Origin of the sequence: Pedobacter borealis DSM 19626 (genome assembly GCF_000708285.2) — a bacterium.
In the GTDB taxonomy this organism is placed as follows: domain Bacteria; phylum Bacteroidota; class Bacteroidia; order Sphingobacteriales; family Sphingobacteriaceae; genus Pedobacter; species Pedobacter borealis.
Genome location: NZ_JAUG01000009.1, coordinates 36,895 through 59,385 on the forward strand (window position 1 = coordinate 36,895; position 22,491 = coordinate 59,385).

Annotated in this window: 18 protein-coding genes and 1 riboswitch; of the genes, 8 read left to right on the forward strand and 10 right to left on the reverse strand. The window is 39.3% G+C overall.

The window, feature by feature from the left end; genetic code table 11:
- The first annotated feature begins 179 nt into the window (after window positions 1-179).
- On the forward strand, window positions 180-1,256 hold the full coding sequence (locus AW17_RS04410) for a 3-oxoacyl-ACP synthase III family protein (protein ID WP_029274910.1): 1,077 nt from the start codon (window positions 180-182) through the stop codon (window positions 1,254-1,256).
- Here the strand turns inward: AW17_RS04410 and AW17_RS04415 are convergent.
- From AW17_RS04415 to AW17_RS04435, 5 genes are all read right to left on the reverse strand, one after another.
- Entirely contained in the window at window positions 1,253-2,740 is a 1,488-nt protein-coding gene (locus AW17_RS04415) for a tetratricopeptide repeat protein (protein WP_029274911.1), read from the reverse strand. The genes AW17_RS04410 and AW17_RS04415 overlap by 4 nt on opposite strands.
- A 309-nt stretch (window positions 2,741-3,049) precedes the next feature.
- Window positions 3,050-3,793, reverse strand: coding sequence for a zinc ribbon domain-containing protein (locus AW17_RS04420; RefSeq protein ID WP_029274912.1), 744 nt, complete (start codon window positions 3,791-3,793; stop codon window positions 3,050-3,052).
- The gene (locus AW17_RS04425) at window positions 3,793-4,890 is read right to left on the reverse strand and encodes a Nif3-like dinuclear metal center hexameric protein (protein ID WP_029274913.1); all 1,098 of its coding nucleotides are present in this window, start codon (window positions 4,888-4,890) and stop codon (window positions 3,793-3,795) included. The genes AW17_RS04420 and AW17_RS04425 overlap by 1 nt, the downstream gene beginning before the upstream one ends.
- A 202-nt stretch (window positions 4,891-5,092) precedes the next feature.
- The gene (locus tag AW17_RS04430) at window positions 5,093-5,461 is read right to left on the reverse strand and encodes a TM2 domain-containing protein (RefSeq protein ID WP_029274914.1); all 369 of its coding nucleotides are present in this window, start codon (window positions 5,459-5,461) and stop codon (window positions 5,093-5,095) included.
- Window positions 5,462-5,466: 5 nt separating this feature from the next.
- The gene (locus tag AW17_RS04435; RefSeq protein ID WP_029274915.1) at window positions 5,467-5,769 is read right to left on the reverse strand and encodes a DUF2752 domain-containing protein; all 303 of its coding nucleotides are present in this window, start codon (window positions 5,767-5,769) and stop codon (window positions 5,467-5,469) included.
- Between the two features lie 230 nt (window positions 5,770-5,999).
- Between AW17_RS04435 and mfd the strand changes: the two genes are divergently transcribed.
- From mfd to AW17_RS04450, 3 genes are all read left to right on the forward strand, one after another.
- The gene (gene mfd, locus AW17_RS04440; RefSeq protein WP_029274916.1) at window positions 6,000-9,338 is read left to right on the forward strand and encodes a transcription-repair coupling factor; all 3,339 of its coding nucleotides are present in this window, start codon (window positions 6,000-6,002) and stop codon (window positions 9,336-9,338) included.
- Window positions 9,339-9,429: 91 nt separating this feature from the next.
- Window positions 9,430-10,566 (forward strand): ATP-binding protein, encoded by a 1,137-nt coding sequence (locus AW17_RS04445; RefSeq protein ID WP_029274917.1) that lies wholly within the window; start codon window positions 9,430-9,432, stop codon window positions 10,564-10,566.
- On the forward strand, window positions 10,567-10,788 hold the full coding sequence (locus AW17_RS04450; RefSeq protein ID WP_029274918.1) for a DUF3820 family protein: 222 nt from the start codon (window positions 10,567-10,569) through the stop codon (window positions 10,786-10,788).
- A 780-nt stretch (window positions 10,789-11,568) separates the two neighbouring features.
- On the opposite strand, the gene AW17_RS04460 is transcribed toward AW17_RS04450, so the two are convergent.
- Together AW17_RS04460 and AW17_RS04465 are read right to left on the reverse strand one after the other, a co-directional pair.
- Entirely contained in the window at window positions 11,569-12,285 is a 717-nt protein-coding gene (locus AW17_RS04460; protein ID WP_029274919.1) for a DsbA family oxidoreductase, read from the reverse strand.
- A gap of 243 nt (window positions 12,286-12,528) precedes the next feature.
- Window positions 12,529-15,225, reverse strand: a complete 2,697-nt coding sequence (locus tag AW17_RS04465) for a M14 family metallopeptidase (protein WP_029274920.1) — start codon at window positions 15,223-15,225, stop codon at window positions 12,529-12,531.
- Window positions 15,226-15,350: 125 nt separating this feature from the next.
- Window positions 15,351-15,558: riboswitch (cobalamin riboswitch) on the forward strand.
- Between the two features lie 198 nt (window positions 15,559-15,756).
- Here AW17_RS04465 and metE point away from each other — a divergent pair.
- The 3 genes from metE to AW17_RS04480 all read left to right on the forward strand — a co-directional run bounded on the left by metE (window position 15,757) and on the right by AW17_RS04480 (window position 19,344).
- The gene (gene metE / locus AW17_RS04470; protein ID WP_029274921.1) at window positions 15,757-18,090 is read left to right on the forward strand and encodes a 5-methyltetrahydropteroyltriglutamate--homocysteine S-methyltransferase; all 2,334 of its coding nucleotides are present in this window, start codon (window positions 15,757-15,759) and stop codon (window positions 18,088-18,090) included.
- 137 nt (window positions 18,091-18,227) lie between these two features.
- Window positions 18,228-18,617 (forward strand): acyl-CoA thioesterase, encoded by a 390-nt coding sequence (locus tag AW17_RS04475; RefSeq protein WP_029274922.1) that lies wholly within the window; start codon window positions 18,228-18,230, stop codon window positions 18,615-18,617.
- Window positions 18,618-18,678: 61 nt separating this feature from the next.
- Window positions 18,679-19,344 carry a class I SAM-dependent methyltransferase gene (locus tag AW17_RS04480; RefSeq protein WP_029274923.1) on the forward strand — a complete coding sequence of 222 codons (666 nt, stop codon included), beginning with the start codon at window positions 18,679-18,681 and terminating at the stop codon, window positions 19,342-19,344.
- A gap of 98 nt (window positions 19,345-19,442) precedes the next feature.
- On the opposite strand, the gene AW17_RS04485 is transcribed toward AW17_RS04480, so the two are convergent.
- From AW17_RS04485 to AW17_RS04495, 3 genes are read right to left on the reverse strand one after another with little or no spacing between them, the layout of a single operon-like run.
- Window positions 19,443-20,252 (reverse strand): phosphatidate cytidylyltransferase, encoded by an 810-nt coding sequence (locus AW17_RS04485; RefSeq protein ID WP_029274924.1) that lies wholly within the window; start codon window positions 20,250-20,252, stop codon window positions 19,443-19,445.
- Window positions 20,253-20,295: 43 nt separating this feature from the next.
- Window positions 20,296-20,502: a putative signal transducing protein gene (locus AW17_RS04490; protein ID WP_029274925.1), complete on the reverse strand. Its 207-nt coding sequence runs from the start codon at window positions 20,500-20,502 to the stop codon at window positions 20,296-20,298.
- A complete protein-coding gene (locus tag AW17_RS04495) occupies window positions 20,483-21,409 on the reverse strand; it encodes a CPBP family intramembrane glutamic endopeptidase (protein WP_029274926.1) in 927 nt (308 codons plus the stop codon). Before AW17_RS04495 ends, AW17_RS04490 begins: the two co-directional genes overlap by 20 nt.
- A gap of 43 nt (window positions 21,410-21,452) precedes the next feature.
- On the opposite strand from AW17_RS04495, the gene dusB reads away from it, so the two are divergent.
- Window positions 21,453-22,460, forward strand: a complete 1,008-nt coding sequence (dusB, locus tag AW17_RS04500) for a tRNA dihydrouridine synthase DusB (protein ID WP_029274927.1) — start codon at window positions 21,453-21,455, stop codon at window positions 22,458-22,460.
- The last annotated feature ends 31 nt before the right edge of the window (window positions 22,461-22,491 follow it).

The window sequence follows — 22,491 nt, forward strand, 5'->3', positions numbered from 1 at the left end:
ATACTATACTTATGAAAAAATAGGTAAATAGGCCGCAGAAGCTAAACGTGACCGGAAAAGCAGGATTATTAAAATTCGTACTTGAAAATAAGCGCTGCTAATATTTAATTTATTTTCGTTTCTCGAATATAATTGATATTTTTATACTACATACCGTTTTAGTATGCGGTATTATAATTATGAGCAAAGCAATAAATACGGTAATAACCGGTACTGGAAGTTATATCCCACAGAATATTATTTCTGGTAGTGAATTCCTAAATTCTACGTTTTTTGAGAATGGGAATCTATTGGAGAAAGAGAATTCGGAGATCATTGATAAATTCTCTGAGATAACGGAAATCGTAGAAAGACGCTACGCCTGCCCCGAGCAGTTAAGCAATCATATTGGTGCAAAGGCTGCAGAAAAAGCCATTGAAAATGCAGGAATTGATAAAGAAACTCTAGACTATATTATATTCTGTCATAATTTTGGCGATATCCCTTTAGGTAGCAACCGCATAGATATTTTGCCTTCTTTAGCTTCAAAGGTAAAACAACAGTTAGGCATTCAAAATCCAGACTGTGTTGCCTACGACATCATTTTTGGTTGTCCGGGATGGGTTCAAGGTGCAATACAGGCAGATTATTATATTAAAAGCGGAGATGCGAAACGTGTTATGGTTATTGGTGCAGAAACCTTGAGCCGCATTATCGATCCGCACGACCGTGATAGCATGATCTTTTCGGATGGTGCAGGCGCTGTAATTTTCGAGGCTGAACAATCAGAAGAAAAAAGAGGAATACTAGCACATAAAACAGAAACGCATGCCGTAAACCATGGCAATTTATTAACCATGGGCAAGAGCGCTCATCCTGATGAAACCAATGGAAACCTCTATTTAAAAATGAATGGGCGTAAGCTGTACGAGTTTGCGGTAGTTCAGGTGCCTCAGGTGATTAAAAAGGCTATTGATAAAGCAGGCTTAAGTGTTGAAGATGTAAATATCGTATTTGTTCACCAGGCCAACGGGAAAATGGATACGGCCATCATGAAGCGTTTATTTAAGCTTTATGGCAAAGATACAGTGCCAGAAAACTTAGTCCCGATGACGATTTCATGGTTAGGAAACAGTTCAGTTGCCACCATACCAACCTTATTAGACCTGGTATTAAAAGGCGAAGTTAAAGGTTATAAAGTTAAACCTGGCGATGTAGCTATTTTTGCTTCAGTAGGAGCAGGGATGCACATTAATGCATTTATACACCGCTTCTAATTCGCTAACCGTTTTAATCCAGCCCTGGCCTGGCTTTCAATACTGCTTTCAAATTCATGATTTTTCATGGCAATGGCTGTATTGAAAGCCTCTTTCGCTTTCGCATTATTTTTCTGTCTTTCGTAAACCTTACCCATCTGCACTGCAGCGTTGGCAGCAAAATAATATTTTAGGTTTTTGCCTTCATTAATTGTCTCCTGATAAGCTGTTAATGCTTGATCGTCTTTTCCTAAATCATCATAAATTCTACCCAAACGATAATTCAGTTCTGTTTTGTCTTTATCGTTGGTGTAATCCGTTACTTTCTTATCATCAAGAATCTGTAAGGCCCTGTTCAAATAACCACCATCAAACAGTAACCGGGCTTTTAACAGATCAATTGTTGGCGTTCCTGAAGCAGCTTCGGCTTTCGCCTGTTTGTCTTTTTCCATATAAGTATATCCGTTTTTAACTGCCTTGGCTGCAAACGCCGCGTAAGCCGCTTTATCTCCCTTCAGAAGAGAGATCCAGCCCAAATGAAGGTAAGCGTCCTTCACAAAATTTACGCCCTTGGTTGCCTGCAAAAAGCGGTTAAAATAGGTTCCTGAATTAAGATCTAGTTTATTTAGATGTGCAATGCCTTCCAGGTAATCCAAATAGGGAAAAGGTTGATAAACCCCTCCTTCAGGTCGTTTGGCCAAAATGGCGATAGCTTCTTCACTATGCCCGTTTTTGATGCATACATAACTCTGCAAATAACTTTTTAATAAACTGGTATCAGCAATCCGTTCGGTATATTTTATGGTTTTTGCATAGGCCTGTGGGCTATGCGCCACATCTGTTAATACATAGGCATAATAAAACACCACTTCTTCGTAAAAAGGCTCGTAGGAAGATTTCGGTAGATTATCGGCCAGTTTTTCGAACATATTCAATCCATTCTGGAGGTTTCCTTTGACTCCAAAGGTAGATAATGCCGTTTTTAATGCCCCATCCGGAAGATTGCCCAAAACCGCGTTAATCAAACCCAAACCTTTAAGGTTAAGGTGAAAGTTTGGGAACTTCTTATTGTTCTCCTGCAAAAGGCTGTTAGCCTTTTTAACCTCCATTGCAGCATTAAAATATTCACCAAAACGCCCGCGGATCAGCGCCCACTGCAAATTAATTTCTGCCTGCGCATACAGGTAGTACGGCGAACTTTTATCATCATCACTTATCTGATCTAACCTTGCAGATTTATTGCCTTTTAAGCGATCAAAATCAGCTTTGCTCTCAGAAGTTAAAACCGTAAAATAATCTACATAGTTTTCTAAAAGCGGAATAATGGAATTATTGGGGTGCTGCTTTTTTTCAGTAGAGATATAAGCCCTTGCATTGCCTAACTTAAGTTCGAATATACTTTTATAGGCATTTAAGCAGTTGCTGTTAAAATCGAAATTTGCAAATAAAGTAAGGGGTGAAGCCAACAGAAAGAGCGCAGAAAAAAAACGGAATCTTTTAAACATTAAATTGTGTTCTAAATTTTACCTGAAGTATAATAAGGCTATAAATTAATCTAATAACGCAGGTTCAATGAAATTTAGATTAAGGCGATCGTCACCCTGAATTTATTTCAGGGCCTTTATTACATGAAAGATGCTGAAATAAATTCAGCAGGACGATACGACCAATAAAAAATATTAATCGAACTTGAGTTAATAATACTAACCTTAACGCAAAATAGCAACTCTTGTTTTGTGTAAACGCCAGAAAATAGGTCTAAACAAAGAACGTCCCGATTAAATCGGGACGTTCTAATAATTTTATGATGCGAATTAAGCTTCTGCCACTTCGTGAGTTAAAGCTTCATCAACCAAAATACGGCCGCAGTGTTCACAAACGATAATTTTTTTACGTTGACGGATATCTAACTGACGTTGAGGTGGAATCTGGTTAAAACAACCTGAGCAAGAATCGCGATCGATTGTTACCACGGCTAAACCATTTACAGCATTTTTGCGTAAACGTTTGTAGGCAACCAATAAACGCTCGTCAATTTGAGGCTCGGCTTTATCAGCTTTCTTTTGTAAATCTTGCTCTTCTTTTTCAGTTTCAGCAGTAATTACATCAAGCTCGCCTTTTTTAACTTCTAAATCTTTCTTTCTGCCATCTAACTCGGCTTTAGCAGCTTCGTAGATTTCAGTTTTAGAAGTGATTTCGAAACCATGCTCTTTAATTTTCTTTTCAGAAACCTGAATATCTAAACCTTGAATCTCAATTTCTTTCGTTAAAGCATCGTATTCACGGTTGTTTTTAACTTCTTTTAATTGAGTATCGTATCTTTTGATGGCAGCTTGCGCATCTTTAATTGTATTTTTACGGGTTACGATTGAATCCTCAAGATCATCAAGTTCGCCTTTGATTTTTGCAATTCTAGTTTCTAATCCTAAAACGTCATCCTCAAGATCGGCAACTTCCATTGGTAATTCACCACGTACCTGGCGGATCTTATCAATTTTTGTGTGGATATTTTGTAATTCGTATAAAGCTTTTAGCTTTTGTTCTACGGTTTGTTCCATTAAAACAAGTAATTTATGGGGTTTGTATTTTGCTCCGTTAAACGGATTGCAAAGTTAGTAAATTTTTTCTGAATAATTTCAAGCAATAAATTTGAGGTAAATTGTTCAGTTTCAAAGTGTCCGATGTCGGCAATGATCAATTTTTCTTCTGCATCAAAAAACTCGTGATATTTAAAATCTGCGGTAATAAAAGCATCTGCTCCGGCAGCAATGGCTTCTTTTAACAGGAAGCTTCCCGAGCCGCCACAAACCGCCACTTTTTTGATCCTTTTACCAATTACCCCGGTATGCCTAACCACTTTAGCCTGCATTCTATCTTTTACCAAGTGCAGAAAATCGTAGGCATCCATATCATATTCCAACCAACCTACCATACCCGAACCCACCAATTGGTGTTTATTTTCGAGTTTGTAAATATCGTAAGCCACTTCTTCGTAAGGGTGATTTTCGAACAAAGCAACCAGAATTTTGCGTTCGGCTTGTGTAGGGTAAACCATTTCAATCCGCACTTCGGCCTCACGGTGGCGAACGCCCCTCTCACCTACAAAAGGATCAGCATCTTCGTTGCCTTTAAATGTGCCAAAACCATCAGCATTAAAACTGCATTCGCTATAGTTCCCAATATTGCCTGCACCCGCATAAAATAATGCCGATCGCAATTGCTCTGCCTGTGCCTGCGGGCAATAGGTAACCAGTTTTTTCAATAGACCTGTTTTAGGTGAAAGTACTTTGGTTCCTGTTAAACCTAAGCGTTCACAAATTCGAGCGTTTACACCAGTATGGATACTATCCAAATTGGTATGGATGGCATAAAGTGCTATATTATTTTTGATTGCCTTAAGCACTACCCGTTCCACATAATTTTTACCGTTAAGTTTTTTTAAACCTTTAAAAACAATTGGGTGATGGGTAATAATCAGGTTGCAACCTGTTGAAATCGCCTCGTCTACAATCTTTTCTACACAATCTAAAGCCACCAAAGCACCATGGATTTCCATATTTGGATCGCCTACAATAAGACCAGAGTTATCGTAATCTTCCTGATAATTAAGTGGCGCTATGCTTTCTAAATAATTGGTAATTTCAGCTAATTTCATTTGATAAATATAGAAAATTTGAGGTTTTGTTTTCAATTTTTGTCATGCTGAGGCACGAAGCATCTTCAAGCTATGAAAGAGATGCTTCGTGCCTCAGCATGACAGCTTACTCGATAGAAACAATAAGTCCGTCTCGATGTAAAACCGAGACGGACTATCTATTTGACTCAAAGAATGTTAAAATTATAATTTAAAAGGTTGTTTACTGAAAACCGCCCATTCTTACCATCTGCAAGCTTTCGAAAACCATTTTCTGGTTATGTTCAAAAGCTAGGGTTTTGTGGTTTACGACATCGATGATCGATCCGATAAAACATAAACCTGCCGTTAAGAGGTATAAAATACCCATTCCGATCTGTCCGATGATAAACCTTTGCAATCCTGGGACAGCAAATAAACCAATTAAACAGAAAATTAGCATATCTGATGGATTTTTCCTTTTGCTGCTGTAAACCATTAAGAAGTTACGCAATTGTTGTTCAGTTAATCCGGTGGTAGCTTGTTGTAAGTATGAGAATTCTTCTGGCGTTATACCTGGTAACGACATTAGAGGTGATTGAAATATATCCATGGTTGCTATGTATTTGTGGTTGAAATTTTAAACGTTTTTTTATTTTTTATCAATGTGTAAATTCTATAAACTATAATCAAAAGTGCCGGAAACCCAAACCAGTGTTCAGAAAAGCTTTCGGTAAACTCACCATGTAAAATATGACTGATCGACCTGCCTATACCACATCCCGGACACCAATCCTCAAAACCTAAATTGGCTAGCGGACAAAGTGTGAAGTGATGCTCGTGGCCATTCGTTGTTGCCAGTAATACTAAAGCTGCTACCCAGAAAAAAAGTTCTAGTGGAAAGCTTTTAATGTACTTCATTGTTTCACTTTTTATATAATTTAGAGGTTATAACACCACCTTTGTTACATCAATCTGCCTCTAATCGACGAATGGGGGATATATTTCGACAAAACGAGTAATGGAATCTAACAATAGATCTTATTTATTTTGCTTTTTGTTTTTCAACACCCTAACCCGGCCAAAAATAGTTAAAAAAACCTTTACACAAATTGCAGGTTAATATTAAAAGATAAGCTTATTTTTGTGCCTTGAACATTCGCGATTTAATAAACAGATACAAAACCGACGATAGGGTAACTCAATTTACCAAAGCGTTGAACAGCAGCAAAAACCCAAAGATACAATTAAAGGGATTGGTGGGTTCGGCAGATGCTATTGTTGCCCTGTCTTCTTACTTTATATTACATAAACCTATACTATTCGTTTTACCAGATAGAGAAGAAGCTGCTTATTTTCAGTCTGACCTGGAAAGCGTTTTGGATAAACAGGTTTTATTGTTCCCTTCCTCTTACCGTAAATCATTTGATTTTACACAGGTAGATACAGCCAACGTTTTGGCCCGTGCAGAGGTTTTGAACGAACTGAATCACGACTCTGAATACGGAAAAATTGTGGTTTCTTATCCCGAAGCCATCGCCGAAAAGGTTATTGACCGCTCAGCCTTAGAAAAAAACACTTTAGAAATTAGTTTAGGCGCCAAATTGGGCATTGATTTTATCAACGAATTTTTAATTGATTATGATTTCGACAGAAGAGATTTTGTTTACGAACCAGGCCAATTTTCTATCCGTGGCGGTATTGTAGATATATTCTCTTTTTCATCTGATTTGCCTTACCGCATTGAGTTTTTTGGCGATGAGGTAGAAAGTATCAGGAGTTTTGAAATTGAAAGTCAATTGTCGGTCGAAGATGTCAAATCGTTAACCATTGTGCCAAACGTTCAGGCAAAATTTTTGACCGAAAGCAATATCAGCATCCTCGATTATATCGATCAGGACACACATCTCTGGTTTAAAGATGTAGAATTTACCCTCGATATTGTTAAAGCAGGCTTTAAAAAGGCTGTTGAACTGTGGAAAGCATTGCCAGCAGCAGATAAAATCCAAAACCCCGAATGGATTGATCCGAAGTTCGCCTTTACTGACGAAAAGTTATTAGGCGATCATCTTCAGGATTTTCCTTTGATAGAATTTGGAAAGCAGTTTTTTTATAAAACGGATAACCGTTTTGAGTTTGAAACCAAGCCACAACCCTCATTCAATAAAGATTTCAATCTACTCATTCACAACCTTAAGGAAAATGAAAAAGCCGGCATTGTTAATTTTATTTTTACCGACTCGCCAAAACAGATCGAGCGGTTATATGCCATTTTAGAGGATATTGATAAAACGGCCAAGTTTACGCCAATTAACAGCATGCTGCGCGAGGGTTTTATAGATCCACAGATCCAGACGGCATTTTATACCGATCACCAGATTTTTGATCGTTACTATAAATACAAGCTTAAAAAAGGCTATCAGAAAAGCCAGGCCATTACTCTAAAAGATCTTCGAGAACTAAAATCAGGCGATTATGTTACCCATATTGATCATGGGATCGGCAAATACGCCGGGCTTGAAAAGGTTGAGGTAAATGGCAAAACACAGGAAATGATCCGTTTAATCTATGCGGATAACGATCTGCTTTATGTAAACATCAACTCGTTAAACCGCATTGCCAAATACAGTGGCAAAGAGAGCGGAGTACCCAAGATGAATAAGCTGGGTACCGATGCATGGGATAAGCTAAAAAAAACTACTAAAAAAAAAGTTAAAGATATCGCCCGGGATTTGATCAAGCTTTATGCTTTGCGCAAAACCCAGGCTGGAACGGCATTTTCGCCAGATAGCTATTTACAAACTGAACTGGAGGCTTCTTTTATTTACGAGGACACCCCCGATCAGTTAAAGGCTACCCAAGACGTGAAAAAGGATATGGAATCACCACATCCAATGGACCGTTTAGTGTGTGGTGATGTTGGCTTCGGAAAAACAGAGATTGCCGTACGTGCTGCATTTAAAGCAGTAGCAGAAGGTAAACAGGCGGCGATCCTGGTGCCTACAACCATTTTGGCCTTACAGCATTTTAAAACCTTTTCGTCGCGTTTAAAAGATTTCCCGGTTACGGTTGATTATATTAACCGTTTTAAAACCAGTAAACAGATTAAGGACACATTGGCCGAGGCCGCAGCAGGTAAAGTTGATATTTTGATCGGTACACACCGTTTGCTGAGCAAGGATGTAAAGTTTAAGGATCTCGGCATCATGATTATTGATGAAGAGCAGAAATTTGGCGTTACTGCAAAAGAAAGGTTAAAAGCCGTAAGGGTAAATGTTGATACTTTAACGCTTACGGCGACTCCGATCCCGAGAACGCTGCATTTTTCTTTAATGGGCGCAAGGGATTTATCCATCATCAGTACGCCACCACCAAACCGGCAACCGGTTAACACCGAATTGCATGTTTTTAATGATAAACTGATTCAAGAGGCCGTTCAGTTCGAGTTAGACCGCGGCGGACAGGTTTTCTTTATCCATAACCGCGTAAATGATCTGATGCAGTTAGGTGGATTGATTCAGAAACTGGTTCCAAAAGCGAGGATCGGTATTGCGCACGGGCAGTTAGATGGCGATCAACTCGAAGATGTAATGCTCGATTTCATTAATGGTGAAAAAGATGTTCTGGTGGCTACCACGATTATAGAAGCAGGTTTAGATATTCCGAATGCCAATACCATCATTATTAACCATGCGCACATGTTTGGCTTGAGCGATCTCCACCAGATGCGTGGCCGGGTAGGTAGGAGCAACAAAAAAGCTTTCTGTTATTTACTTTCACCGCCATTATCTACTTTAACTTCTGAAGCCCGGAAGCGTTTAAGTGCCATTGAAGAGTTTTCTGACTTGGGAAGCGGCTTTAACGTGGCCATGCGCGATTTGGATATCCGGGGAAGTGGAAATTTATTGGGCGCCGAACAAAGTGGTTTTATTGCCGAAATCGGGTTTGAGATGTACCACAAGATATTGGATGAAGCTATTCAGGAATTAAAAGAAGCTGAGTTTAAAGGTCTGTTCGAAAATGAACCTGCCCGTCCGTTTGTAGGCTTTACGCAGGTAGATACCGACTTGGAATTATATATTCCTGACGCATACATTACCAATATTACCGAGCGTTACAATTTATATACCGAGCTTTCTAAACTCGATAACGAAGCGGAATTAGCCATTTTTGAAAAACATTTGGCCGACCGTTTCGGTCCGGTCCCGCCACAGGTGAAAACCATGCTGAGTGTGGTGCGCTTGCAATGGCTGGGCAAGAGATTGGGTTTCGAGAAAATTAGTTTCAAGAAAAATAGTTTGCGCGGATATTTCTTAAGCGATAAACAATCGGCTTATTTCGATTCGAATACCTTTACCAAGATTTTAACTTTTGCACAAAACCATCCACGTATGTGCAATTTAAAAGAGGTAAAAAATACCTTAAGAATTGCTTTTGATAACATAAGTACTGTTGAAGAAGCAATTGAAACTTTAGAACTTATCGATTAAAAAACGTTAATTCAGTCAGTTCGTTGACTGAATTAACGTTAATTGAGTCAGTCTATTGACTGAATTAACGTTTTTTCTTATATTTGACTAAATGGAAAGTCAAATTATTAGATCTTTACAGCCAATTATCCTCAACAAGATTGGGAAGAATAAAGTAATCCTAATTTTTGGTACTAGGAGGGTAGGGAAAACCTGGCTGGTAGAAAATATCGTCAAAGATACCAATATCGATTATCTCTCTTTAAATGGAGAAGATCAGGATGTACAGATACTATTATCAACACGAACTGCGGCCAATTACAAAAGAGTATTGGGAAATGCCAAACTACTCATTATTGACGAAGCACAGGTTATCCCTGAAATCGGAAAAATATTAAAGTTACTTATTGATACTTTCAAAGAACTGACAATAATAGCAAGCGGATCGTCTACTTTTGATCTTTCGAACCAAACAGGAGAGCCACTAACGGGAAGAAGTTTAACCTATTATCTTTATCCTATAGCACAGGTTGAATTGGATGAACAGGAAAATGCTTTGCAAACCACCCAAAATCTTGAAGAAAGATTAATTTTCGGCTCTTATCCGGAGTTGTTTCATTTGAGCTCATTGGCAGATAAAGCGCAATATTTGACTGAATTAGTTAAATCATATCTATTAAAAGACATTTTGATGTATGAGAACATCCAAAATAGCGCAAAATTACTGGAGTTACTAAAACTTATCGCCTACCAGGTAGGTTCGGAAGTTTCAATTGATGAAATTTCGCGCACCTTGGGTATCAGTAAAAACACGGTAGACCGTTATCTCGATTTGCTTTCAAAGGTTTTCATCATCTATAAAGTTGGTGGATATAGTAACAATTTAAGGAAAGAGGTTACAAAATCATCCAAATGGTATTTTTACGACAATGGGATCCGGAATGCAATCGTTAATGATTTCAGGTTATTAGCCTTACGTAATGATCAGGGTATTTTATGGGAAAATTACTGTTTTAGTGAGCGCATCAAAAAAATGGAGTACGAACAGCAAAATGCCAGTCACTACTTTTGGAGAACTTATGACCAGCAGGAAATAGACCTTATTGAAATTAATAACGGAGAAATTTTAGCTGCCGATTTCAAATGGGGAAACCAAAAGAAGAAGATACCTGGTTTTTTTGCTAAAAACTATCCTCAGGCCACCTTTTCTGTAATTAACAAAGAAAATTATTTAGATTTTATATTATAAATGTTAGACCCAACCTTATTGCTCGATTTAGTGAAAATGCAAATGCCTTACGGAAAATACAAAGGTTACCTGATCTGCAATATCCCCGAAAGTTATTTGCTTTGGTATAAGGATAAAGGTTTCCCAAAAGGGAAATTGGGCGATTTAATGGCTACGATGTTCGAGATACGGGTGAATGGATTGGAATACCTGTTGACGCCATTGAAGAATCAAAATCGGTAGTTATGAATGATAGGTTAATGCGAACATTTATTACCAGCGATTGTCTTCCCGAACCAAAAAGTGATGGCGGCAGGTATAGAGGAATCGTCATTCCCAACTTGATTGGGAATCGTAATGCCGTAGTAGGGTCGCAGGTTGCATTAAGATTCCCGCCTGCGCCTATCGTGTGGACACATCTTTTAGTTTGGGTTTTTATGCGTTTTGCTAACCAATTTTAATAAAGCAAAGGTTTTACAGAAGATCGCCGTCAATCCCAAGTGGCGGAGAAATCAAAAAAACAGTTGCACAAAAGAAAAAATAGCACTACCAAACCTTAAACGCAGTGGTTTTGTGTTCATAAACGCTGCTTCAAAATGTTACGAAAATTGAACACAAAACGAAGTGCCGCTGTTTTTTTGATGTGCTTGGATTGTGCTGAGCCGCCTTGCTGGATTGACAAAGCGCTTTGGGTACTTTGGAGCGCCAAAGTACCATGCCCCGCGGCAAAGAGCGAAAAAAAATGACATTTGTGTTTTCTTAAGGAATCAAGGCAGTTAATAGCAGGAAAGATGCTGAAATAAATTCAGCATGACGATCGCCTTAGGCAAAGGAACTAGAAACAAATCTAGATTAAAAAAGATGTGTCCACACGATAGGCCTGCGCTGGAAAGACGACCGTTTTGAATAGATCTCTCCATTGCACTGCGCTCCAGGAGATGACGACTAATCTGTAAAAACCGCAGATCAAAATTTATAGCAGAAAAAACCTGCGTTGATCAGCTTAATCTGCGGGAAACAAATCTATATCTCACAACCATTTTCATCGCAAACCGCACCATCATTTTTATTTAATGAAGTTAGCGTTGTTTTGGGTTGAGTTTCTTTCCACTCCGTAAAACTTTGGGTAAGCGCATCGGTAAAAGCCTGCACGGGTTGAGCACCTGAAACACCGTACTTGCGGTCCATTACAAAATAAGGCACACCACGGATTCCTAAATTCTGGCTTTCATAAATATCATAACGAACAGCTTCAGCAAACTCATTCCCATTCAGAACTGATTCGGCCTCATCTTTATCCAAGCCAATTTCTACGGCAAGATCAACCAAAACACTCGTTTCACCGATATTTTTACTGTTTACGAAATGTGCTTCAAACAGTTTTTCTTCGGCTAAATCCTGAAGGTTATGTTTTGCCGCCAAATGGATCAAACGATGAGCATTGAAGGTATTGGCAGGGATATTCGTATCAAAATCTATCTTCAAACCAGCATTTGCAGCCATATCAACAACCTGTTTGGTCATTTGCTTAGCTTGCTCGATTGGCATTCCCTTACTCCGCGAAAGGTAATCGTACACCGATTCGTTATTGGTATTGTGATACTCTGGATTGAGCTGATAGCTCTTCCAATCCACCTCAATTTCATTTTTGAAAGGTAATTTTTCTATTGCCTGTTCAAAATGTCTTTTCCCGATATAGCAAAACGGACACATTACGTCCGACCAGATTTCTACTTTCATAACACAAAATTAAGGTGATTAAAGTTGAGTAAAGTAAGGCTAAAGTAAAAAGCCGCTATCGTTTAGGATAGCGGCTCTCATGTCTCAATAAAGATTATATCTAGATATCGTCATTTCGACCGCAGTGTTCCAAAGGAATTCCTTTGGAGGAGAAATCTTTGGACTATGTTAAAAGATTTCTCCATTTCGCTACGTTTCAGTCGAAATGACGACCTTTATATTAGATTTGTCAATCAATTATAATTACTTGTACAACTGGTTAAATATCAGTTTAAAAGTACCGTGCGTTTGCGCTCTAAATGCAATTTCTGGCCCAAAAGCAAGCAGTTTGCCTTTACCAACCTTCGCTTCGAAGGCCGTTACACCATCTTGCAGGTAAGCCTGCCCCCAGGCCCAGCCGCTACGCAATGGTGTCGCATTTTCGAACCACATTAAAGGTTTAATCTTTCCAGAAACAATGGCGTCGCCTGTGAGCTTAAAAACGGGGCTGTTGTCAAAATATATGTCAGCTTCCTTTTTCATGCCCCAGGTTGTTGGCAAAGTTGTATCAACACCAACATTTAAAACACTTCCCGGAACATAATATTTTTCAGCAGGTAATCTCTTTTCCTCTCCGTTTACGATTTCAACCATTGCATTCCGAACTGGAAGATTTAAGTGATAAGCTAAATTGGTGCTACTGCCAATGGCTACAATATTGCCCCCGACTTCCAAAAATTTCTTTAATTCAGGGATCGATTTGTCTGCAGTGATCCTTCCCAAACGGTTTCTAAACTCTTGAGGAACTTCTTCTGCCTTTGGTCCGAAAGACCTGTTTCCACCCCCCCCTCCTTGTACCGATGGTATTGCGCCACCCACAAAAACAATTACATCGTATTTAGATTTTAAGTTTCCGGCATCTATATCCTGTGGATAAATTACTGTTGCGTTATAATGGTATTGCTCCATTAAAAATCGCACCCACCCTGAGGCCATAGAACCTCCATAGGTATCCCAAAGGGCAATTCTTCCGGCAGAGATTTTAATTTTATCTTTTGGTGCAGCAGCACTTTTCAGTTTGATGTTTGCTTTTTCCAATATTGATTTCCCCGCTGACGAAACATAAAAATCGCCATTTTCAGTCGACCGGTAAACTTCAACCTTGTTTTTCAATAAGTCATTTACTGCGGTATAGGAATCATTTTGTGCTGCGCTTAACATATAGCTAGATCCGTTAGGTAATTTATTATCTGACTTTAATAAAGCACCGTACGGATTTTTCTCAAACGGCCCTGAAAAATCATCCAGAATCTGATCGAATTTCACATCCATTAAATAAGCTAAGGTCCATCCTGCAGCATCATATGGTGGAATTGGCGCACCTCCTTCATATTTAAAATCATTTGGGTGATCTTGGGGTTCGAACATATCTAAAACATGCGGACGAAAAGACTGATCGGTTTTTACGACATAACTTCCGGCAGGATAATTTTTCCCTGCAACGGCAAATGAAGTGGTTGCTTTTTGAACCACAATACCCGTTCTGATCAAAGCGTTTAAAAATTTAACGGCAGAATTAAAATCCGGCTGATCGGCACTTAAAATGTATCCGCGAGGATCTCTGTTTATCGGAGCCTTCATCACCGTATCAAAGGCTTTCATGCTAAGCTGACGCCGGGAGCCAAAATCGGCATCTCCGCCTGCTACAGTCGTACTTTTTTCGCCTTTTGCCGCATTATTAATGGCTTCTATTTTTTTAGGAGAAAAAGACCAGGTGTCTTTTTTACCACGTTCTATCGAATTTCTACCCATCTGGTAAATGTTGTACAACAATTCGTCGCGGTAACGTTGTGCATAGTTTAAAACGGCATAGTTTAACGATACTGAATAATCGATAGAGTTTTTAAAGTACCATTTCCTCGGGGTAATCGGGTTTGGCGAATCGCCGTTCGGCAATAATCTCGAAGGAACTAACGGAATTTCAGAAGGCGTAGGGTTCCCGATGATTTCGGTCAAGAGCCCAATCATATTATGAAAATAAGTGGTGGTTCTTAAACCGCCATTGTACCAGGTGGAGTAAACCGATCCTCCACGTTGGGTATAACCAGGTTTGTTTTCTACATTCATACGGTTGTGCATGGCCGCGCCAACGGCATCTAAACTGGTTAACAGCGTTGGGTCGAAAACATAATTGAAAGGATCGCGATAAGGTGGGCCAGCAACAACGGTTCCTGCCGGACCGGCCTGATGATGGTTGTACATAATCTGCGGAATCCATTCCACAAAAAGCTGTCGCCCGATATTCTGCGTTTCTTTAAGGTTTAACATAAAAAAATCGCGGTTGTTATCATGTCCTGCATATTTTTCATACAAAACAGGCAAGCCCGAGGTTGTTCTTTTCTTGGGGTCTTTCTCTCTCATGTACCAATTGCTCACCAGTTCTTGCCCATCAGGATTCGCATGGGTAAACAAAATGATCACGTTATCCAAAATACGTAAGGTTTCAGGGTCTTTTCTGGAGGCAAACTCATAAGCGGTTTCGATCAGCTGATGTGCACCCACTACCTCGTTTGCGTGCAAGCCACCATCTATCCAAACTACTGCTTTACCTTCCTGGGCTAATGCTTTCGCCTGCTCAGGTGTAATTTCTGCATGTGCCAACTGTTGCGAAATTTCCTTGTAACGCGCTAATTTCTTCAGGTTTTCTGGTGAAGAAACAATCAACATATATTGACTTCTACCTTCTTCGGTTTTGCCGATATCAACCAATTTAATGCGGTCAGAACTTGTCGCGAGTTTCTTAAAATAAGCTTCTGTTTGGGTATAATTGGCCAATTGGTAATCGTCGCCGATATCAAAACCGAAATGCGATTTTGGCGTTGGCACTTCCTGCGCCAGCACCGCACAGCTATTTACCATTAAAAAAGCAAAGCAAAGCCATTTAAAGTAGATTTTTATCATAATAAAGTTTAGTTAGGTAATCAAATATAATAGAGAATAGGCTCCAAAAACGGCTTGCTGTAAATTTGTTACAAGTTTTAAATCCTAATCCATACATTTGTCCTGATGTAAGTTCTTAACTTTATTTTTCATCAACCGATACAGGTTCCCGGAATACAACCGGGATTAATAGGGAATCGTGTGCAAATCACGAGCTGTCGCGCAACTGTAAATTCTGTCTTTTGTTAAAAAAGACAACGGTCATATCATTCATGCCACTGTGCCGTTTACCGGGATGGGAAGGCGATAAGATCGGGAATAAGTCAGGAGACCTGCCTATATTGAATTGACGGTGCTTTCGCGTTATAAAGTAATTGGTCAGGTATGATTGTACACCATAAAATTAACCATTTTATATGCTTGCTTTAAGCTTTTTGCTGATGAGTAGGCTGTTTGTGCGCTAACCTTTCCTTTTTTATTTCTAACAAAAAACATTATAAAATATTGCTTTAAGGGCTTTTAAACGATTTATTTACTTAATCTTTAAAAGAGATGCTAACGCAAAATCTGGGCTATCCGCGAATAGGTAGCCAAAGGGAATTAAAGAAAATCTGCGAAAATTACTGGGCAGATAAAACTGGGTACAAAAATGTACTTCAGGTGGGAAAAAACATTCGCCACGAAAACTGGAACCTTCAAAAAGAAGCTGGAATTGATATCATTCCTTCGAACGACTTTTCTTTTTACGATCATGTGCTCGATCATTCTTTAACTTTTGGGGCCATCCCGAAAAGGTACAACGAAGTGATCCTGAAAAAAGGAAATTCAGAGCTTGATCTCTATTTTGCCATGGCAAGAGGTTATCAAAAAGAGGGATTGGATGTGGTAGCGATGGAAATGACTAAATGGTTCGATACCAATTACCATTATATCGTTCCCGAGTTTTACAAAGACCAGCCTTTTAAACTTTTTTCTACCAAAATTATCGATGAGTTTTACGAGGCAAAACAATTGGGCATTACTACAAAACCTGTTTTAATCGGCCCTGCATCTTACCTTTTATTAGGAAAAGAAAAAGAAGCTGGTTTCGAAAAAATCGATCTGATCAAAAATCTCCTTCCGGTTTACATCGAGATTTTATCCCGATTAGATGCTTTGGATGTAGAATATGTTCAGTTTGATGAGCCCTTTCTGACTTTAGACCTTACCGAAAAAGACAAGAAGGCTTACGAATATGTTTATAAAGAGATCAGAAAGGCTTTTCCAAGGTTAAAAATTGTTTTGGCCACCTATTTCGAAGGCTTGGGTAATAATTTAGCACTAACTACTTCATTGCCGGTAAATGTTCTACATATCGATCTGGTACGTGCTGAGGGTCAATTAGCAGATGTTTTAGCTTCATTAAATGAAGATACCATTCTTTCGTTAGGTTTGGTAGACGGAAGAAACATCTGGAAAAATGATTTCGAGAAATCTGTTTCAATCATTAATCAAGCTGTAGAAAAAAGAGGCTTGGATAAAGTGTGGGTCGCCCCGTCTTGTTCCCTGATCCACTCACCGGTTGATTTAGACAATGAAACCAATGCACAAAACCTTTCAGCCGAAATTAAACAGTGGCTGGCTTACGCGAAACAAAAAATTGCAGAGGTAGCTACCTTAAAAAAACTGATCACCAACGAAAGCCCTGCATCTACCCTGCAAAAACTTGAGGAAAATAAGATCGCAATTGCTAACCGTAAAATTTCTAAAATCATCCACAATCCTGAAGTTAAACAACGAGTTTTAGGATTAAAAGAGCAGGATGCAGAACGTTTAAGTCCATTTTCGAGCCGAAAAATTAAACAACAGGAACTCAATCTGCCAAGTTACACCACTACAACCATCGGATCGTTTCCGCAAACGGCAGAGGTAAGAAGCTGGAGGGCCAAGCTTAAAAATGGAACTTTTACCGTTGAAGAATATGATGATCTCATTGCGAAAGAAACTGCAAAAGCCGTAAACTGGCAAGAAGAAATCGATCTGGATGTTCTGGTTCATGGCGAATTTGAGCGTAATGATATGGTTGAATACTTTGGTGAGCAGTTAGATGGTTTCGCTTTCTCTAAAAATGGCTGGGTTCAGAGTTATGGCTCGCGCTGCGTAAAACCGCCTATTATTTTTGGTGATGTTTCACGCCCAAAACCCATGACCGTAAAGTGGACTGCCTATGCGCAGTCGCTTACCTCGAAATACATGAAAGGTATGTTAACAGGGCCGGTAACCATTTTACAATGGTCGTTTGTACGTAATGATCAACCGCGATCAGAAACCTGCACTCAAATTGCCCTGGCTATCCGCGATGAGGTTTGTGACCTGGAAAATGCAGGAATAAAAATCATTCAGATTGATGAGCCAGCCATTAGAGAAGGTTTACCATTACGCAAAGCTGATTGGCAAACTTACCTGAACTGGGCGGTTAAAGCCTTTAAAATTTCGGCAAGTGGCGTGAAAGACGATACGCAGATCCACACGCACATGTGTTACTCGGAGTTTAACGATATCATCCAAAACATTGCCGATATGGATGCCGATGTAATCACGATCGAAACTTCACGTTCGCAGATGGAGTTATTAGACGCATTTGCCGATTTTAAATATCCAAACGAAATTGGTCCGGGGGTATACGATATTCACTCTCCAAGGGTTCCGAAGAGGGAAGAAATGGTTCAGCTACTCAAAAAAGCAAAGGCCGTTATTCCCTCCGAACAACTCTGGGTAAACCCCGATTGTGGTTTAAAAACCCGCGGCTGGGACGAAACCAAAAAAGCTTTAATAGAAATGGTAGAAGCCGCTAAAGAAATGCGTAAAGCCGAAGAGGTACTTGCTGCAGATCTTCAGGTGAATTAATTCAATTTTGCCAGGGGATAGGAGAGCACAGATTTTTTGCTAAACCCTGTCATCCTGGCCAACTTTTTACTTTGGCAATTTTCTACTAAAACAGCTGGAAAGTTGCCAAAGTTTTTTACAGAACCTATATTTAACCCATGACGACCCTAGAAGAAAGAATAGAAAACTCTAAAACCAGCATTTTTAAAGCCGTTTTCCCAAATACAACAAACCATTACGATACCCTTTTCGGCGGAACAGCCATGCATTTAATGGACGAGGTTGCTTTTATTACTGCAACCCGCTTTAGTCGTCAGATTATGGTTACCGTAAGCAGCGACAGGATAGATTTTAAAAAACCAATCCCAGCAGGTACAATCGTAGAGCTTATCGGCAAAGTGAACCATGTGGGTAATACCAGTTTAAAGGTTAATGTTGAAATTTATATCGAGCAGATGTATGCCGAAGGAAGGGAATTGGCCGTTCATGGCGATTTTACTTTTGTGGCGATCGATGAAAATAAAAAGCCGGTTCAGGTGATTAAATAATCTTATAAGCTTTCGCCAAAAAGATGTAAAAATCATAATGCCTAAATCTTTAAATTTGATTATGGAACAGCAACTTTCTGAGGAAGACTTAAAAAATATTGCCAGGCAATTGGGTTGTCCTGAAGGCGAACACGGCATTAAAACAGGTGAAATGATGCATGCCAATAATATCGGCATGACTACTTCTGCAATTGAGGCATTAAACCTTCAAAGCGATGAAACTATTTTAGAAATCGGCCATGGAAACGGGGGGCATATTGCTCAACTCTTATCACAAGCCGAAAACCTCCATTATTTTGGTGCCGATATTTCTGCAACCATTATTGCCGAGGCTGAAAAGATCAATCAGGATTTCATAACAAAAGGAAAGGTTCACTTTCAACTAACAGATGGCCTTACATTGCCTTTTGATGATGATCAGTTCGATAAAATTTTTACGGTAAATACGATTTATTTTTGGACAAATCCAAGCGGATACCTTAACGAAATTAAGCGAACACTAAAACCTGACGGCACTTTGGCTGTATGTTTTGCTGATAAAAATTTCATGAAAAATCTCCCGTTTACGCCCTATGGTTTTACACTTTATGAAATAGAAAATGCAATGCGATTACTAGAAGAAACCGGTTTTACAATTAAAGATTCCATTAAAAAATTAGAGCGAATTCAAAGTAAAACAGGTGAGCAGGTAGAAAGAGAATATTACGTTGTAACGGCTACTGCTTAAGAAACAACATCATAATCCTCGTTTGCAAACGAGGATTGACGAGGCTAGCGATTGTATCGCTAGTAGCATAACCACATTTGTGTCTTTCTAGTAAAATCTTAATACAAAATCAGATACAGATAGGCATAAACCACTGGGGCAGAAAGCAACAAGCCATCAAAACGATCTAACAAACCACCATGCCCTGGTAATAAACCACCACTATCTTTCGTATCCAAACTGCGCTTAAGCATCGATTCTACTAAATCGCCCAGTGTACCAAAGCTTGCAATTAATATGGCCATACCGATCCAAACCCAAGCTGGACTTTCGGTAAACAGAAATGATAAGCCAAAAGCAACCAAAACGCTGGTAAGCATCCCTCCGAAAAATCCTTCCCAGCTTTTCTTTGGCGAGTGGCGCTCGAACAACTTACGTTTACCGTATTTTACACCAAAAAGGTAAGCGCCTGTATCATTTGCCCAAAGCATCAGTAAAAATGCCAGCGGAAGATGAAAGTTATATTCGTTCCAGTTTTTCAAAAAGCCCAGGGCATGAAAAAAACAGAAAGGGATGGTTACATAAACAAAGCCAACAAAAGTGTACGATATGTTGGCGAATGGAATTTTGTTCTTTTTGTATAACTCCGTAATAAAAACCGAGAAAATTAGCGGGATACAAAGCAACAGGTACTTCACATCGTATTTGAGGTAGTGTAAGCCTGCGGCCATTAAAAACACTAATGAGCCAGCTGCCAAACCGATATTTCGGTGTGGCCTGATGCCAGAATTTTTAATCAGCTTGTAAAATTCGAACAAAGCCAAAACACTTAAAACAAGATAAAAGATGGTAAAAGTATAGCTCCCCAGAAGGATAGAGCCAAGCATTACAATGGTAAAAAAGAAAGCGGTTATTGCCCTGGTTTTCATTTAAGGTAAGCGGTAAAGGGTGTAAGGTTTAAGGTCATTATCACTATTCAATTTCGTTTTCAACGATGTATTCTATGGCTTTATCGAAATCTACCTTATTCACCAAAACATTTATTTCGCCAATATTATATGCCGAGAGCTGTTTATTTATCGTTACTGCCGGAATTCCGGCTTCTGTTAATCCCTGTTTTAATACCTCGGCCGCAAAGGCATCGCTGGTGGTATATACTTTAACCCAATTTTCGCTCACGTGTTGCGCTATCTTTAAAAATTTTGAACAAAGCTATGGTAATTATTGCACTAATTAAATAGCCATACCATGGAAAACCGATCGGTTCATCCGCTTTATCAAGTGGCATATGGTGTTTTTGCATATAAAAAGCTGCACAAACCGCATAGGCATTGTTTATGAAGTGCGCCAGCATAGCATACCAGATGCTTCCACTGTAATAATACAGGTAACCAAAACCTGCACCCAACAACATGCGTGGTACAAAACCATAGAACTGCACATGGATGGCACTGAAAATTATGGCCGATAACCAAATAGCTAGATGTGGATTTTCAAAAGCCCTATTTAACGATCGTTGCACACCTCCACGGAACATTAATTCTTCGCCAATTGCAGGTAAAACTGCAATAATAATCAGATTTGCTATAAAATCAAGATTACTACGAACCGTAACCAGTTTAAGAGTAATCCCCATTGTTGCATTTTCTTTTTCCTTCATCCACTTCTCTATACCTTTCAGAAAATCAGGTAACACCATTTTTTGGTTCCAGAGCATTGTCCATTCCATGAAAGGCATACTTACAAGCATAATGATTAATACAAGAATGATTAATACAGACCTCGTATTTTTAAAACCATAAAAATCGCTTACCTTTTTATGTTCTGTTAATGCTAGGACAATAGCCGGCACAGCCATCATTCCTATAGAGGTTCCAAGAGCTTGAAAAATCTTAAAGGCACTTATATTTGCATCTGTGATCTGCCCTCCCATGACTTCTCCTGCAGTATTTACCCCATAAAAAACAGCAATTATTACTAAAGACAATGTAATAAATACGATTGTACCAATAACTGCGTAAAATAAAAGTAAAAGTAATTGTAAGAAAGGATTGATTTCCTCCTTGTTAGGTGTTACAAAATTCATTATTTGTACCTTTGTATGTTTTATTAATCGTTGAAGATAGAAAATGTCTGTTAAGATAGGAAATATAGATTTAGGTGAGTTCCCGTTATTACTGGCTCCAATGGAGGATGTGAGCGATCCGCCGTTCCGTTATGTATGCAAAAAAAACGGGGCCGATATGATGTACACCGAATTTATTTCTTCGGAAGGTTTGATCCGCGATGCTGCAAAAAGCAGGCAAAAGCTTGACATTTTTGAATACGAAAGGCCAATTGGCATCCAGATTTTTGGTGGCGATATCGATCATATGCGTGAAGCCTCAGAAATTGCTTCTGCAGCAGGACCCGATCTGGTTGACATCAATTATGGCTGTCCGGTTAAAAACGTTGTGTGTAAAGGCGCAGGCTCTAGTCTTTTACAGGATATTGATAAAATGGTAAAAATGACCGAAGCCGTAGTTAAAGCTTCACATTTGCCCGTTACCGTTAAAACCCGCCTTGGTTGGGATGATAACACCAAAAATGTTTACGAAGTGGCCGAGCGGCTTCAGGATGTAGGCATTCAGGCACTTACCATTCACGGCAGAACAAGAGCGCAGTTATATAAAGGCGAGGCCGATTGGTCACTTATCCGGGAGATTAAACGCAATCCACGCATCAAAATACCGATTTTTGGTAACGGCGATGTAGATAGTCCTGAAAAAGCAGCGGCATGGCGTATGGAATATGAGATAGACGGCATTATGATTGGCCGTGCCGCAATCGGTTATCCATGGATTTTCCGCGAGGTAAAACACTTTTTTAAAACAGGCGAACACCTTGCCGGACCAACTATTGAAGAACGTATTGAAGTTTGCCGTACACATTTAGATAAATCGTTAGAATGGAAAGGCCCTAAAACCGGAATTTTCGAAATGCGCCGCCATTATGCAAACTATTTTAAAGGCCTGCCAGATTTTAAACCTTACCGCATGCGTTTGGTGGCCGAGCCAGATATCAACAACATTTACAGTATTTTAGAAGAAGTGGCAGAAAAATTTGCCGACTATGATGCCACTAAAGTACTGGCTTGATTTTTGAAAGGTTTTTTTATACATTCGTAAA

Coding starts and splice junctions, on each gene's coding strand:
- AW17_RS04410 (WP_029274910.1), top strand. CDS start 180: ATGAGCAAAGCAATAAATACGGTAATAACCGGTACTGGAAGTTATATC.
- AW17_RS04415 (WP_029274911.1), bottom strand. CDS start 2,740: ATGTTTAAAAGATTCCGTTTTTTTTCTGCGCTCTTTCTGTTGGCTTCA.
- AW17_RS04420 (WP_029274912.1), bottom strand. CDS start 3,793: ATGGAACAAACCGTAGAACAAAAGCTAAAAGCTTTATACGAATTACAA.
- AW17_RS04425 (WP_029274913.1), bottom strand. CDS start 4,890: ATGAAATTAGCTGAAATTACCAATTATTTAGAAAGCATAGCGCCACTT.
- AW17_RS04430 (WP_029274914.1), bottom strand. CDS start 5,461: ATGGATATATTTCAATCACCTCTAATGTCGTTACCAGGTATAACGCCA.
- AW17_RS04435 (WP_029274915.1), bottom strand. CDS start 5,769: ATGAAGTACATTAAAAGCTTTCCACTAGAACTTTTTTTCTGGGTAGCA.
- AW17_RS04445 (WP_029274917.1), top strand. CDS start 9,430: ATGGAAAGTCAAATTATTAGATCTTTACAGCCAATTATCCTCAACAAG.
- AW17_RS04450 (WP_029274918.1), top strand. CDS start 10,567: ATGTTAGACCCAACCTTATTGCTCGATTTAGTGAAAATGCAAATGCCT.
- AW17_RS04460 (WP_029274919.1), bottom strand. CDS start 12,285: ATGAAAGTAGAAATCTGGTCGGACGTAATGTGTCCGTTTTGCTATATC.
- AW17_RS04465 (WP_029274920.1), bottom strand. CDS start 15,225: ATGATAAAAATCTACTTTAAATGGCTTTGCTTTGCTTTTTTAATGGTA.
- metE (WP_029274921.1), top strand. CDS start 15,757: ATGCTAACGCAAAATCTGGGCTATCCGCGAATAGGTAGCCAAAGGGAA.
- AW17_RS04475 (WP_029274922.1), top strand. CDS start 18,228: ATGACGACCCTAGAAGAAAGAATAGAAAACTCTAAAACCAGCATTTTT.
- AW17_RS04480 (WP_029274923.1), top strand. CDS start 18,679: ATGGAACAGCAACTTTCTGAGGAAGACTTAAAAAATATTGCCAGGCAA.
- AW17_RS04485 (WP_029274924.1), bottom strand. CDS start 20,252: ATGAAAACCAGGGCAATAACCGCTTTCTTTTTTACCATTGTAATGCTT.
- AW17_RS04495 (WP_029274926.1), bottom strand. CDS start 21,409: ATGAATTTTGTAACACCTAACAAGGAGGAAATCAATCCTTTCTTACAA.
- dusB (WP_029274927.1), top strand. CDS start 21,453: ATGTCTGTTAAGATAGGAAATATAGATTTAGGTGAGTTCCCGTTATTA.